This window comes from Sodalis sp. RH24 (assembly GCF_047324145.1).
Lineage (GTDB): Bacteria > Pseudomonadota > Gammaproteobacteria > Enterobacterales > Enterobacteriaceae > Acerihabitans.
Genome location: NZ_CP178729.1, coordinates 639,572 through 651,620, shown reverse-complemented (window position 1 = coordinate 651,620; position 12,049 = coordinate 639,572). Strand labels below are relative to the sequence as shown.

Below are 12,049 nucleotides of genomic sequence, written 5' to 3'. Positions count from 1 at the left end.
CTATGGCACACTTCTCTTAGATAATGTAAAAAGCCGTAGGGCGATCTTGATACATTACCATCAGCTCTTGATGAGGCGCAGGCTCACTATACTAAGCAGCATAGCGTTGAGGCGCCGTTATATGAACTTGACGAGATCCTTGAAGATCAGTTTACCCCAGGTATTGCCCCTGGCCTGGACGAGCAGGCCGCCATCCTTGAGCGGTCCTAGCGCAATCGGCGCGAAACCGAGCTGTTCGGCGAGAACCGCGACCGGCGCCAGCGCATTTTCGTCATCGCTCGACAAAAACACGACGCGGCTGCCGCCATTCACGCTCGGATCAGCGGCCAGAACGCCGGCGGCCAGATGGTTAAAACCCTTTACGAACCCGGCGTCGGTAAAGGCTTTGGCGACAACCGCGGACGACGGCTGATCTTGCAAGTCTTCAACGGCAACGCCGAAAGCATTGGTCATGTCGATGACGGTCTTGCCGCGCCAGGTGGTTTTCTGTTTCGCGACGTCCCGATGTTCCCAAAACGGCACCGCCAAGAAGATGATGTCGGACGCGATGGCATCCTGCAGCGTCCTGGGGACAACGGTGGGGCCGATCGCTTGTGCCCGCTGCATCAACGCTTCGGGAGGGCGACGGCTAGCGACGCTCACATTGATGTTCTTTCTTGCAAACGCCCGGGCGAGCGCCTGGCCTACCGCGCCAAAGCCAATAATCGAATAACTCATGCAAACTCTCCCTTCAGTAGAGGTGACCGGCAGCGTAAGCAGACATGGCAATACCCGCTGGACAATCACCGAAATCAGTCCCGTTAATGGAACGGGATGCGCCATTTATCGACATAACCCGGATCATCTTCGCCACGTTAGCGGGCCGCCACCCGCTTTCCAGCGCGATGTCAGATGGCCGAGGTGCCGCCGTCGACATACAATTCCACCCCATTCACGAAGCTCGAATCGTCTGACGCAAGAAACAGCGCCACCGCCGCGATTTCCTCAGGCCCCCCCATCTTTCCCCGCGGCACCAGGGATTCGAAATACCGCTTCGTCTCTTCGTCGAAGAGTTGCTCTTGAATGGGGGTGGCGATCTGCCCGGGGCTCAGCACGTTCACCCGGATTTTGCGGCCCTTCAGTTCGTTGAGCCACCCGCGGGCGAATGCAAGCAACGTCGCCTTGCTCGCCGCATAGACGCTGAAACCAGGAAAACCTTTGATTGACGCAATTGACCCGGTCATAAAGATCGATCCGCCATCGTTAAACAGCGGCAACGCCTTCTGAACCGTAAACAGCGTGCCGCGCGTATTCAGGCCGAAGGTCGCATCGAAATGCTGCTCGGTAATCTCGCCGAGCGGGACGGCTTCGCCGGTGCCAGCGCTCGCGTACAAAACATCGATCTTGCCCTTTTCCCGTTTGACCGTCGCGAACAGGCGGTCGAGGTCGTCGAGGTTGGACGCGTCGCCGCGCACGCCGGTCACGTTGCGCCCGATGAGCTTAACGGCCTCGTCCAACGTCTCTTGCCTGCGGCCCGTGATAAAAACATAGGCGCCTTCTTCTACGAACCGCTTGGCGCTCGCCAGCGCCATGCCGCTTGAGCCACCCGTGATAACTGCGACCTTACCTTCCAGCTTTCCCATGACGTTTCCCCTTTCATCGTGTCGGACAGCGTCTGTATTGCCATTGGTATCAGGACGCTGTATCTTGTGGATCACCGGTCCAGATCATCAAGCCAGTATCTGGACCACTGATCCAAATATACGGATCACTGATCCATTTGTCAAGGTACCCTATGCGAGCCGACGCCAGAAAAAATTACAGCCATCTCCTTACCGTCGCGCGTGAGGTCGTCACCGAGCAGGGCGCCGATGCGTCCATGCGCGAGATCGCACGCCGGGCCGGCGTCGGGCTGGCCACACTGCTCCGGCATTTCCCGACGCGCGAAGCCTTGTTCGAAGCGTTGCTGCGCACGAATCTGGAGGCTCTGACGAAAAAGGCAGGCGAAGTTGAGACGTCGAAGCCACCTGACGAGGCGCTCGTGTCCTGGTTTCACGCCGGGGTGGCGTTCGTTGATAGCTACAGCGGCGTAGTCGCCTTGATGGCCAGCGCCCACGCAGACCCGGAGTCCGCGCTTTACGCGCCATGCATCGCGGTGCGCTCGGCGGGCGCGCGACTGCTGCGCCGTGCCCAGGCCGAGGGAACGGCGCGCGCAGATATGGATGCGGACGACCTGTTCGCCCTGATGTCGGCGCTCGGCTGGCTCGTCGCCCAGCCCGGATTCGCGCCGCGGCGGGATCATCTCTTTCATCTTATTACGAGCGCCATCCTGACAAATCAGCCGGGCAACGCCATTAACAAGGCAACGTAGCAGAGCGCAACGCATGGCTGTTCGCATTGCGTGAGATTGTCCGTTGGCTGGGCGTGGCGGACTATTGTGGCGCGTCAGTCTGATAGCCTGCCACGCCACCCCGCCATGGGTCGTCAGCCGATAAGGATGGCGCCGGCGGCGATCACCGCGCACGCCAGCATCTTGCGCACCGTCAGCGCCTCGCCCAGGAAAAAATACCCCATCGCCGCCGCGAACAGGATGCTGGTTTCGCGCAATGCCGATACCGCCCCCATCGGAGCGCTCGCCATGGCGTAAATGACGATGCCATAGGCCAGCAGAGACACCAGCCCGCCGATAAAAGCCGTGATGAACCCGGGCCGGGGGGTCAATAAACTTGTTACGCCGCGCAGGCCGATGTATACCGCCGGCATCAAGATGCCCCACAAGGCGCACATCCATGCCGTGTATGCCATCGGCGCGCCGGACAAGCGCACGCCGATGCCGTCCGTTACGCTGTAAGCGGCAATGAAACATCCGGTTCCCAGGGAATACGACAGGTTTGCCGGCGCCAGCCGGCGCCCGGTGAAGGTCAGGGAAATAATACCGCCCGATATCAGGGCAATGCCGAGCAGAGCGCCCATCCCTATCCGCTCGCCGTCGAACACCGATGCCGCGACGGTGATTAACAAAGGCGAGGAACCGCGTGAAACCGGATAGGTTTGCCCGAGGTCTCCAGCCTGATAGCTCCTGACGAGAAACAGGTTATAACCCACATGCAGCCCCGCTGAAAACAGCGCATACATCCAGCTGGCTTTGGCTGGAGGCGCAAGGCACAAGGCGATGGCGGCGCTGGCAACCGCTACCGCCAGGCACATGACCGTCATCGACCACAGCCTGTCGGCTCCGCCGCGCAAAAGCGTATTCCAGCCGGCATGCAAGAGCGCGGCGCACAGTATCAGTAAAATAATATGAAAGGGCATGCGCCATAGTAAGCAGCCCCGCTCTTTGATGAAAGCAAAGTCTCCTCATTGCTGCATGAAGATATCCTCATGTATCGGTATCAGAGATAGCCTTGTTGGGCCTGGGCTGATTGCGCCATGAGCCAGTGGCGAAAGCTGACGATATGAGGCTGCGATTCGACAGCTTTTGGACAGACAAAATAATAAGCGACCGGCGAAGGGAACGGTATGTCGAACAGCCGGACCAGGCTGCCGTCGCGTAGTTCAGTTTCGACATGTCCGCTGCGGGCCAGGGCGATACCCTGGCCCAGCAGCGCCGCCTGGACCGTCATATTCGTGTCGGCGAACCTGACGCTTTCCCTGAGCGCGGAAACGCCGACCCCCGCCTGTTGCAGCCACAGCGCCCATTTCGGCACCAGATCCGCGCCGTCTCTTGTCAGCAGCGGGTAGCGCAATAATTCGGCAGGCTCATGGGGCGCGCCAAATCGATGCAAAAGATCGGGACTGGCAACCGGAAAGATCTGCTCCCTGAACATGAATTCCGAGTACAGGCCTGGATAATTGCCGGTGCCGAAACGGATGGCCACGTCCGACTCGGCGCTGGAAAAATTGATGGCTTTGTCCGTGGTTTCCAGCGTGACCAGAATTTCCGGATGCCGCTGGGACAAATCCGGCAATCTTGGCAGCAGCCATTTCAGGGCGAAGGAGTAGGTGGTACTAAGCCTGAGCCGGACCCTGCCCTTTTGCTCTCTCAGATCGCTGAGCGTCGCCTCCAGGTGCATAAAGAATTCACGCACGATGGGCGCCAGCGCTGCGCCTGCAGGCGTCAGGCTCAATGATTTGCCACGCTGAAATAGCGACAAGCCCCAGATCTCTTCGAGATGTTTAAGCTGATGGCTTACCGCGCTTTGGGTAATATGCAATTCGTCCGCAGCGGCGGTGAACGTTGCATGCCGCGTCGCCACCTCAAAGGCGCGCAGCGTGGCGGTGGGAGGCAGATCCCTCATCATGTTGTTTCCTCGGTGAACACACGCCATAGCGGCTTATATGAACAGAAGCTCATGGTAATATATTCTATGCCCCGGCTGAAAAATAGATGCCGGGGTCTTGCGGTGCTGAATTCATCGAAAATCTACCCCAGGGACGGACCGGGACGTTCAGGCGCCGCCCGTACGCGGCCAAGTCCCCGAAAATTTATATGCCTACAGCATTTGTATTTGATTTCCGTGCCCATCATGCGGCATGCTTTTTTTTAACATTCGCAAAACGCAGTATATCTATGACCCTATTTTGCTTCCCTCGACGCTGGTTCGCATGACCGCTTTTGCCTTTAGCGTAGTGCTGTTTGCCGCTGTGTTGCACGCCACCTGGAATGCCGTGGTCAAAGGCGGCGCCGATAAACTACTAACGACCATACTGGTCACCGCGTGCGCCGCGCTGATCGCCGCCCTGGCGCTGCCGTTTTTGCCCGCCCCCGCCAGGGAAAGCTGGCCTTTTATCGGCGCGTCGGCCCTGCTGCAAGTTCTGTATTTTTGCCTGGTGGCGAGAACCTATCGCATCGCCGATATGAGTCAGACCTATCCTTTAATGCGCGGCAGCGCCCCGCTTATCGTCGCGGCCATGGGCGCGCTATTTTTTGGCGTGCTATTAACGCCGACCGCCTGGCTGGGAATTGCCATAATTTGCGCAGGCATAATAAGCATGGCCATATTTGCGCACGGGCAAGACAAAAAAGGGGTGGTGTTGGCGTTGCTCAATGCCGCTGTTATCGCCGGTTACACCCTTATTGACGGGCAAGGCGTGCGGTTATCCCGCGCCCCCGCCGCGTATACGTTGTTGATTTTCCTGTTTACCGGCGTGCCCCTGCTTGCCTGGGCCATGTGCAGGCGACGCGCTGCGGTAAAAGGCTATTTCGCCGCCAATTGGCATCTGGGCATGGCGGGCGGATTTGGCACCGTCGCCTCCTATGGGCTGGCGCTGTGGGCCATGACGGTTGCGCCGGTCGCCGTGGTTGCCGCGCTGCGGGAAACCTCGATATTATTTGGGCTTATTCTCTCGGGCCTGGTCCTGCGCGAACGCATAAGTCCATCACGGGTCGTGGCGGCCTGCATCATAGCGATAGGCGCGGGAGTGTTGCGGTTGGCTTAAAATCCCGGCGCTAAAATTTCCCCCAGCCGTTAAGCAATTAATCTGGTTTACATCGCGTAGTACCGAAGGCGATCGCCAGCGCCGGCATTAGAAAGAGACAGCGACGAAAGGCCGTGCCGCAATGCCGTGATGACCACTACAGATTCATTGTTCCCTTATCGTAATCCATCTGGGCTTGCAGAACCTGGGCTGAATGAGTAACCGTCCAGTCAAATAATGCCCGAAACGGCACCTCCAGCGTGCGCCCCAGCGGCGTGACGCTGTACTCCACCGCGACCTGGGAAGCAGGAATAACCCGGCGGGCAAGGATGCCGCTGCGCTCGAGGCGCCTTAGGCTAAGGGTCAGTGATTTTTGGGAAATGCCGTCCAGGCAACGCCTGATTTCATTGAAGCGCAAGGGCTTATGGCACAGCGCCGCCAGGATCAGCACCGACCATTTATCCGTGATCTGATCCAGCAGTAAACGGCTTGAACCGCCGGCTCCCCCTGCCTCTATGGCCGGTTCGTCTTGAGCCGCCGTTTGCCCAGCCTGATTCAACATGCGGTTTCCTCCGGGATACCTGATGACATATTAGTGCCTAATTGACACCTAGTATACGTCATATACCATATGGATTCATAACCCACAAGGAGTTACCCATGTCATCTTTATATCCTGAGCAAACCGCCGATACGCTCGCCGTGGTCGAGGCGTTGTACCGGTTCGCCGCGGGCATCGATCTGCGCGATACCGACCTGCTCGCCTCAGCGCTGGCGGAAGATGCGGTGTCCGATTTCCGGCCCGCCGCGGCAAAAGCCGGATTTGAATACCCGGTGCTGGAAGGCCGGGACACTATTGTCACGGCCCTGTCGAACGCACTTAGCCAGCTCGACACGACACATTCCGTGAGCAATCCGCGGGTCTGCATTAACGGCGATAAGGCGCATCTGGAGGCGTTGGTGGAGGCGCAGCACGTAGCGCGCAATGATAACTCGCGCCACTACCTGATGAAAAACCGCTATAACGTCGAGCTGGTAAGGCGTGACCAGGTATGGCTTATTCAGCGCAACACGGTCGACAACGTCTGGCGGACGGGGGATCCAACGGTGCTCGCGGGTGCTTAGATCCCTTAACGTCCCGCGGCGCGCAGGAAGTCCGTCACCCTCTGCGTGAACTCTTCGGGGCGTTACAGCATCGCCAGGTGTCCGCCGTCCAGTTCGGCATAGCGGGCGCCGGCTATTTGCGCGGCCAGCGCCCGCCCTTGGGCGGGCGGCACCATATAGTCATGAGTGCAGCCTATGACCAGCGCGGGTTGGGTAATGCGCCCGACCCGATCGCTTACGACCAGAACCAGGTCCAGTTCCACCTGGCGCCCAGTTACTTTCCCCGCCACCGCCGGTGCCATGTACCAATACCAGACCAGGACCCTCGCCATCAACCCGATAGGACACTGTCGTACCCTCGATTTTAACCATTGGCATGATATAAACTCTCACCGTAATCAAAGGAGGCTTTAGGCTAAACTCTGACCGTGCTGTCAAGGTCAAGAGAAAATTCAGGGGTAGCCTGGACGGCTTGCCGTGGTGGAGCGTTGCCGGACGTCATAAAAGCCCTGTTACGTTTTATAAGAACGCGCGCGATCGGTGCGCATTCAAAATATTCTCTTACGTCTTAATAAGAACGCGATCGATCAGTCCCCACTCAAGCGCTTCCTCCGCCGTCATAAAACGGTCGCGATCGAGCGTGCGCTCAACCTCTTCATAGCTGTGCCCGCAATGCTCGGCATATAAATGCGTAATCCGGCGTTTCGTTTGCCGCATTTCTTCGGCGTGGATAAAGATGTCCGATGCCTGTCCCTGATAACCGCCCAAAGGTTGATGCACGTGCAAACTGGCGTTGGGCAGCGCCACCCGCTGGCCGGGCGCGCCCGCCATCAACAGAAATGATCCCATCGAGCGCGCGGTTCCCATGCAAAGGGTATAGACCGGCGCCTGAATAAACTGCATGGTGTCATATATGGCGAAACCGCTGGTAACGACGCCGCCGGGCGAATTGATATACAGATGGATGGGCTTTTCCGGATTCTCGGCTTCCAGGAAAAGAAGCTGCGCGCAGACCAATGCCGACATCGTATCGTCGACTTCACCATTGAGGAAGATAATGCGTTCGCGCAACAGCCGTGAATAAATATCGAAAGATCGTTCACCCCGGCTGGATTGCTCGACCACCATCGGGATGAGTTGCAGCGCTTCGCGCATGGGCGACTCCTTATGGTTATGGCAAAAATACGCTGTGGCCCGCCAGGCGGATCAGGCGGCAAGCATCAGAGAAGACGTGTCGTCGTTGGCCGCAGGGGGCACCGGGCTGCCCAGCCGCGCATCTGCCAGCCGGTGGATAATAGTCAGAATGGTCCCGCCCGCGTCATTCGGCCTGATATGCAACGTGACATGGCTTGCAAGGAAAGGCGGTTCTGCTTCCCGCAGGCGATAACGTATTTCGCCTTCCCGGGTTGATGAGAGGGGTGCGCATTGCCCCAGGGCCACGCCGGGTAGCCATTTCTCACGCAGCGCGGGAATACTGATGGCCCGCCAGACCTTTTCCGCAGGCGCATCAAGTTCATATTCGAATCGCAGCTCGTTGACGCGATCCCCGGTTTTAGGGTTTGTCATTGATCCATATCCTTCAGCAAAACCTTCAAATCATCCACCCGCGCGGGCCAGTAGGCCCGATACTTCGCCAGCCAGCGGGCGATAAGCGCCAAACCCTGCGGATTAATGTCGTAGTTGACAAAACGGCCCCGCCGCTCTTCGCGCACCAGCCCGGCGTTGCGCAGTACCGCCAGGTGCTGCGACATGGCGGATTGGCTAATTTCGATGCCCACGCGCAGCGCGCTGGCGTTCATACTGCCGTCCGCCAGTTTTTCGAAGATGGCGCGTCGCGTCGGATCGGCTAACGCCTTAAAGATGTCGTTTTCTATCATAGCAAACACATTAGCACTTACTTATGTGTCGTGCAAGCTTCCACGCTATTTAAGCGCCCTGAACGCGTGATGGTGCGCGAAAAAGCATGGCGCTATACTGTTTATGTCGCACCGGTTCAAGGCGGTCTGTGACAAACCGGCCCGATATGGCGATAATACGGCAAAGCACCCTTGGGGAAAGGCAACGGCATGACGACAGCGCAGGATGACAATCTGCTGGGAAACTATCTCAGGTATCGCCGCACCAGGCTCGACGCGGCAAGCCTGGGCTATTCCATGACCCGCAGGCGTACGCCCGGCCTGCGCCGCGAGGAGGTGGCGCTGCTCGCCAACGTCAGTACCACATGGTATACCTGGCTTGAGCAGGGCCGCGGCGGCGCGCCGTCGGCCGACGTGCTCGACCGCCTCGCCCGCGCGCTTGCCCTGACGGATGTCGAGCGCGAGCATTTATTCCTGCTGGCCCAGAACCGGCCGCCGGAGGTGGCTTATGCCAAGCGCCGCGGCGTGACGCCGCAGTTGCAACGTATGCTTGACTCGCTGGAATATTGTCCCGCGTATGTCAAAACCGCCGAATGGGACATTATTGCCTGGAATCGCGCCGCCACGGTGGTGCTGGCCAATTATCCGGCGCTGCCCGAATCCCGGCGCAATATTTTGCGCATCATTTTCTGCGACCCCGGCATCAGGACAAAAATACCCAATTGGGAAAGCGTGGCGCGTTTCGTGGTCACCACCTTTCGCACCGAAACGGCCAGGACCGGCGTAGGCGCGCATGCCAGGGCGCTGGTAGAGGAATTAAGCCTGGCCAGCCCAGAGTTCGCGGCCCTGTGGCGTGACCATGACGTCGGCATTTACGGTGAGGGAACCAAGTACATCCGGCATTCGACCCTGGGACTGATCACGCTCGAATATTCGGCGTTCTCCGTCGACGGCAAGCCGGATCTGGGCCTGGTTATCTATAATCCGGCAACGCCCGGCGATCGGGCCGGCATCCGGGCGCTGTTGGCGGCAACCCAGGCGCCTGCGCCGCTACCGCCGGCGATGCCGGAGTAGACGCCCAGGCCAGGGCGGCGGCGCATTGGCCCCCTGCTACGCTTTTAGCCCCAGGCTTTGCTTGAGGGATTTAAGGTAGCGCCGGCTGACCGGCACCGTCTGGCCGTTGCTCAGTACAATCTCCGCCTGGCCGGAGTCTTCCAGGCGAATTTCGCGCAAATGCGCCAGATTGACCAGGAACTGCCGGTGACACCGCACCAGCGGGGTACGGCTTTCCAGCAGTTTCAGCGTCAGCTCGGTGAAACATTCCCCGCCCTCGATACCTGTGACATACACCCCGCTCAGCCTGGAGTTGGCGAACAGCACGTCCTCGGTTTTCAAGAGATAGATGCGGCTGTGGCCGGTGCAGGGAATGTATTTCAGGGCGCTTTCCTGAACCGCCAGCAGGCCGATATCCTGCTCCGGGCGTTCATTGTGCAGACGGCCAAGCGTCTTGGCCAGGCGCCGCGACTCGATAGGTTTTAGCAGATAATCAAAGGCGTGTTCCTCGAACGCGCGGACGGCGTACTCATCAAAGGCGGTCAGGAAGACGATATACGGCATGCAGGCCGGATCGATCATGCCGACCATTTCCAGCCCGCTGATGCGCGGCATCTGGATATCCAGAAAGATGACGTCCGGATGCAGCCGGTGCACCGCCCCTATCGCTTCCAGGGCATTGGCGCTCTCGCCGACGATGGCAATTTGCGGATCCTGCTGGAGCAGGCAGCGCAGGTTTTCCCGCGCCAGCGGTTCGTCATCGACAATCAGCACGCTCAGCATGGGACCTCTTCCTCCAGCGGCAGGCTCAGGATAATACGGGTAAACAGCTCGGGACGGGATTCGACGCTGATGCCGTACTCCTCGCCATAGCGCACCCGTACGCGCTTATCCACCAGATTCATGCCAAGCCCGGTATTGCCGGCGACCAACCGATACAGACCGGCATTGTCCTCGATGCACAACAGCAGGCGGTGGTCATGCTGCCGCGCGCTCAGGGTTACGATGCCCTGACCCAGCAGTTGCGAGGTGCCGTGCTTAATGGCGTTTTCCACCAGGGGCTGCAGGGAGAAGGCCGGCAGATGCATGCCGAGCAATGCCTCGGGCAGATCAAAGCGGATTTGCAGACGGTCCTGAAAACGCGCCTTTTCAATTTGCAGGTAGGCATTGACATGCTCGATTTCGTCGGCGAGCGTGACCACTTCCTCCGAGCGTTTCAGATTCTTGCGAAAAAACGTCGAGAGATTCTGCACCAGTTGGCTGGCCTGATCGCTGTCGCGGCGGATCACCGCCACCAGCGTATTCAGGGCGTTAAATAAAAAATGCGGATTGACCTGGGCATGCAGCAGCTTGATTTCCGACTGCGTCAGCAACAGTTTATGCCGTTCGTACTGCCCGGCCAGGATCTGCGCGGACAGCAGGCTGGCGATGCCTTCGCCCAGGGTACGGTTGATGGAGCTGAACAGCCGGTTTTTGGCCTCGTACAGCTTGATTGTGCCAATCACCTCACCGTTTTCGCCTTGCAGCGGGATGACCAGCGCCGACCCCAGCTTGCAGTGACGTTGTAACGAACACTGGTACGGCGTCTCGTTGCCGTCGGCATAGAACACTTCATTATTATCAATGGCCCGGCGCGAATGCGCGGAGGAAATCGGCGTGCCGGGTACGTGGTGATCGTCGCCGATGCCGATAAACGCCAGCAGCTTTTCCCGGTCGGTAATGGCGACGGCGCCGATATCCAGCTCCTGGTAGATGACCTCCGCCACCTTCATGCTGTTTTCCTGGTTAAAACCCTGGCGCAGAAAACCTTCGGTACAAACGGCGATTTTCAGTGCGCGGGCGGAAAAGGCCGAGGTATATTTCTCGAACATCGCCCGCCGGTCCAGCAGGATGCGCATAAACATCGCCGCCCCGACGCTGTTGGTGACGATCATCGGCAAGGCGATGCTCCTGACCAGCCGCAGCGCCTCTTCATAAGGACGGGCCACCGCCAGGATAATCATCATCTGCAGCATTTCCGCCAGCAGCGTGACGCCGGCGGCGGTAAACGGATTAAACAGGCGATCGATACGCCCGCGCCTGATCAGCAGCCGGTGCGCCAGACCGCCGAGCAGGCCTTCCACCACCGTGGAAATCATGCAGCTGACAGCGGTCATGCCGCCCAGGGAATAACGGTGCAGCCCCCCGGTCAAACCGACCAGCACGCCGACCACCGGCCCGCCCAGCAGGCCGCCCAGCACCGCGCCGATGGCGCGGGTATTGGCGATGGAATCCTGAATATGCAGGCCGAAATAGGTGCCCATAATGCAAAACATGGAAAACATGACATAGCACAAGAGCTTATGGGGCAGTCGGACGGTAACTTGCATCAGCGGGATAAACAGCGGCGTTTTACTCAGCAGGTACGCAATAACCAAATAGACGCACATCTGCTGTAACAACAGTAAAACCAAATTGAACTCATGCATAAACAACGGCTCGTAAAATAACGCCCGTCATGCGCGGCGCGCGCGGGACTCAGTGGCGCTAACTTACCGAAAAACGCCGGCGTTGTCTTTGATGGTACTCACTAATTTGTATGCTGATTACATTAAAAGCGCTGTAAACGGCGGCGGTAGGTTTTGACCCCGCCGCCGCCG

The 12,049-nt window shown here is 58.9% G+C and carries 15 protein-coding genes; 4 read left to right on the top strand and 11 right to left on the bottom strand.

The annotated features are described in order from the left end of the window. Positions 1 to 117: 117 nt before the first annotated feature. Together ACL2XG_RS02940 and ACL2XG_RS02935 are read right to left on the bottom strand one after the other, a co-directional pair. The gene (locus tag ACL2XG_RS02940) at positions 118 to 717 is read right to left on the bottom strand and encodes an NADPH-dependent F420 reductase (protein WP_413722921.1); all 600 of its coding nucleotides are present in this window, start codon (positions 715 to 717) and stop codon (positions 118 to 120) included. 170 nt (positions 718 to 887) lie between these two features. Continuing rightward, positions 888 to 1,622, bottom strand: coding sequence for an SDR family NAD(P)-dependent oxidoreductase (locus ACL2XG_RS02935; RefSeq protein ID WP_413722922.1), 735 nt, complete (start codon positions 1,620 to 1,622; stop codon positions 888 to 890). A gap of 152 nt (positions 1,623 to 1,774) precedes the next feature. Between ACL2XG_RS02935 and ACL2XG_RS02930 the strand changes: the two genes are divergently transcribed. Further along, positions 1,775 to 2,350: a TetR/AcrR family transcriptional regulator gene (locus ACL2XG_RS02930; RefSeq protein ID WP_413722923.1), complete on the top strand. Its 576-nt coding sequence runs from the start codon at positions 1,775 to 1,777 to the stop codon at positions 2,348 to 2,350. 113 nt (positions 2,351 to 2,463) lie between these two features. Here ACL2XG_RS02930 and ACL2XG_RS02925 read toward each other — a convergent pair whose 3' ends face one another. Both ACL2XG_RS02925 and gcvA read right to left on the bottom strand, forming a co-directional pair. Continuing rightward, positions 2,464 to 3,291 (bottom strand): EamA family transporter, encoded by an 828-nt coding sequence (locus tag ACL2XG_RS02925; RefSeq protein ID WP_413722924.1) that lies wholly within the window; start codon positions 3,289 to 3,291, stop codon positions 2,464 to 2,466. Positions 3,292 to 3,371: 80 nt separating this feature from the next. After that, a complete protein-coding gene (gene gcvA / locus ACL2XG_RS02920; RefSeq protein ID WP_410016821.1) occupies positions 3,372 to 4,277 on the bottom strand; it encodes a transcriptional regulator GcvA in 906 nt (301 codons plus the stop codon). 307 nt (positions 4,278 to 4,584) lie between these two features. Between gcvA and ACL2XG_RS02915 the strand changes: the two genes are divergently transcribed. Further along, positions 4,585 to 5,418: an EamA family transporter gene (locus ACL2XG_RS02915; RefSeq protein ID WP_413723441.1), complete on the top strand. Its 834-nt coding sequence runs from the start codon at positions 4,585 to 4,587 to the stop codon at positions 5,416 to 5,418. A 136-nt stretch (positions 5,419 to 5,554) separates the two neighbouring features. On the opposite strand, the gene ACL2XG_RS02910 is transcribed toward ACL2XG_RS02915, so the two are convergent. Further along, positions 5,555 to 5,959 (bottom strand): winged helix-turn-helix transcriptional regulator, encoded by a 405-nt coding sequence (locus tag ACL2XG_RS02910; protein ID WP_410014953.1) that lies wholly within the window; start codon positions 5,957 to 5,959, stop codon positions 5,555 to 5,557. A 98-nt stretch (positions 5,960 to 6,057) separates the two neighbouring features. Between ACL2XG_RS02910 and ACL2XG_RS02905 the strand changes: the two genes are divergently transcribed. Continuing rightward, entirely contained in the window at positions 6,058 to 6,522 is a 465-nt protein-coding gene (locus tag ACL2XG_RS02905) for a nuclear transport factor 2 family protein (RefSeq protein ID WP_410014952.1), read from the top strand. Positions 6,523 to 6,584: 62 nt separating this feature from the next. Here the strand turns inward: ACL2XG_RS02905 and ACL2XG_RS02900 are convergent, their stop codons facing one another. The 4 genes from ACL2XG_RS02900 to ACL2XG_RS02885 form a co-directional block, all read right to left on the bottom strand. Then, positions 6,585 to 6,803: an alpha/beta fold hydrolase gene (locus tag ACL2XG_RS02900; RefSeq protein WP_413722925.1), complete on the bottom strand. Its 219-nt coding sequence runs from the start codon at positions 6,801 to 6,803 to the stop codon at positions 6,585 to 6,587. 259 nt (positions 6,804 to 7,062) lie between these two features. Then, positions 7,063 to 7,656 (bottom strand): ATP-dependent Clp protease proteolytic subunit, encoded by a 594-nt coding sequence (locus ACL2XG_RS02895; protein WP_413722926.1) that lies wholly within the window; start codon positions 7,654 to 7,656, stop codon positions 7,063 to 7,065. 51 nt (positions 7,657 to 7,707) lie between these two features. Continuing rightward, positions 7,708 to 8,067: an SRPBCC domain-containing protein gene (locus tag ACL2XG_RS02890; protein WP_410014949.1), complete on the bottom strand. Its 360-nt coding sequence runs from the start codon at positions 8,065 to 8,067 to the stop codon at positions 7,708 to 7,710. Then, on the bottom strand, positions 8,064 to 8,378 hold the full coding sequence (locus tag ACL2XG_RS02885) for an ArsR/SmtB family transcription factor (protein ID WP_410014948.1): 315 nt from the start codon (positions 8,376 to 8,378) through the stop codon (positions 8,064 to 8,066). Before ACL2XG_RS02885 ends, ACL2XG_RS02890 begins: the two co-directional genes overlap by 4 nt. Positions 8,379 to 8,567: 189 nt before the next feature. Between ACL2XG_RS02885 and ACL2XG_RS02880 the strand changes: the two genes are divergently transcribed. After that, the gene (locus tag ACL2XG_RS02880) at positions 8,568 to 9,431 is read left to right on the top strand and encodes a helix-turn-helix transcriptional regulator (protein ID WP_410014947.1); all 864 of its coding nucleotides are present in this window, start codon (positions 8,568 to 8,570) and stop codon (positions 9,429 to 9,431) included. Between the two features lie 36 nt (positions 9,432 to 9,467). Here ACL2XG_RS02880 and btsR read toward each other — a convergent pair whose 3' ends face one another. Together btsR and ACL2XG_RS02870 are read right to left on the bottom strand one after the other, a co-directional pair. Beyond that, on the bottom strand, positions 9,468 to 10,193 hold the full coding sequence (btsR, locus tag ACL2XG_RS02875; RefSeq protein WP_413722927.1) for a two-component system response regulator BtsR: 726 nt from the start codon (positions 10,191 to 10,193) through the stop codon (positions 9,468 to 9,470). Beyond that, positions 10,187 to 11,878 carry a LytS/YhcK type 5TM receptor domain-containing protein gene (locus ACL2XG_RS02870; RefSeq protein ID WP_410014945.1) on the bottom strand — a complete coding sequence of 564 codons (1,692 nt, stop codon included), beginning with the start codon at positions 11,876 to 11,878 and terminating at the stop codon, positions 10,187 to 10,189. The genes btsR and ACL2XG_RS02870 overlap by 7 nt, the downstream gene beginning before the upstream one ends. Positions 11,879 to 12,049: the final 171 nt, after the last annotated feature.

What these genes read in the sequence shown, in the direction of transcription:
- ACL2XG_RS02940 (WP_413722921.1), bottom strand. Translation starts at nt 717, where the DNA reads ATGAGTTATTCGATTATTGGCTTTGGCGCGGTAGGCCAGGCGCTCGCC.
- ACL2XG_RS02935 (WP_413722922.1), bottom strand. Translation starts at nt 1,622, where the DNA reads ATGGGAAAGCTGGAAGGTAAGGTCGCAGTTATCACGGGTGGCTCAAGC.
- ACL2XG_RS02930 (WP_413722923.1), top strand. Translation starts at nt 1,775, where the DNA reads ATGCGAGCCGACGCCAGAAAAAATTACAGCCATCTCCTTACCGTCGCG.
- ACL2XG_RS02925 (WP_413722924.1), bottom strand. Translation starts at nt 3,291, where the DNA reads ATGCCCTTTCATATTATTTTACTGATACTGTGCGCCGCGCTCTTGCAT.
- gcvA (WP_410016821.1), bottom strand. Translation starts at nt 4,277, where the DNA reads ATGAGGGATCTGCCTCCCACCGCCACGCTGCGCGCCTTTGAGGTGGCG.
- ACL2XG_RS02915 (WP_413723441.1), top strand. Translation starts at nt 4,585, where the DNA reads ATGACCGCTTTTGCCTTTAGCGTAGTGCTGTTTGCCGCTGTGTTGCAC.
- ACL2XG_RS02910 (WP_410014953.1), bottom strand. Translation starts at nt 5,959, where the DNA reads ATGTTGAATCAGGCTGGGCAAACGGCGGCTCAAGACGAACCGGCCATA.
- ACL2XG_RS02905 (WP_410014952.1), top strand. Translation starts at nt 6,058, where the DNA reads ATGTCATCTTTATATCCTGAGCAAACCGCCGATACGCTCGCCGTGGTC.
- ACL2XG_RS02900 (WP_413722925.1), bottom strand. Translation starts at nt 6,803, where the DNA reads ATGGCACCGGCGGTGGCGGGGAAAGTAACTGGGCGCCAGGTGGAACTG.
- ACL2XG_RS02895 (WP_413722926.1), bottom strand. Translation starts at nt 7,656, where the DNA reads ATGCGCGAAGCGCTGCAACTCATCCCGATGGTGGTCGAGCAATCCAGC.
- ACL2XG_RS02890 (WP_410014949.1), bottom strand. Translation starts at nt 8,067, where the DNA reads ATGACAAACCCTAAAACCGGGGATCGCGTCAACGAGCTGCGATTCGAA.
- ACL2XG_RS02885 (WP_410014948.1), bottom strand. Translation starts at nt 8,378, where the DNA reads ATGATAGAAAACGACATCTTTAAGGCGTTAGCCGATCCGACGCGACGC.
- ACL2XG_RS02880 (WP_410014947.1), top strand. Translation starts at nt 8,568, where the DNA reads ATGACGACAGCGCAGGATGACAATCTGCTGGGAAACTATCTCAGGTAT.
- btsR (WP_413722927.1), bottom strand. Translation starts at nt 10,193, where the DNA reads ATGCTGAGCGTGCTGATTGTCGATGACGAACCGCTGGCGCGGGAAAAC.
- ACL2XG_RS02870 (WP_410014945.1), bottom strand. Translation starts at nt 11,878, where the DNA reads ATGCATGAGTTCAATTTGGTTTTACTGTTGTTACAGCAGATGTGCGTC.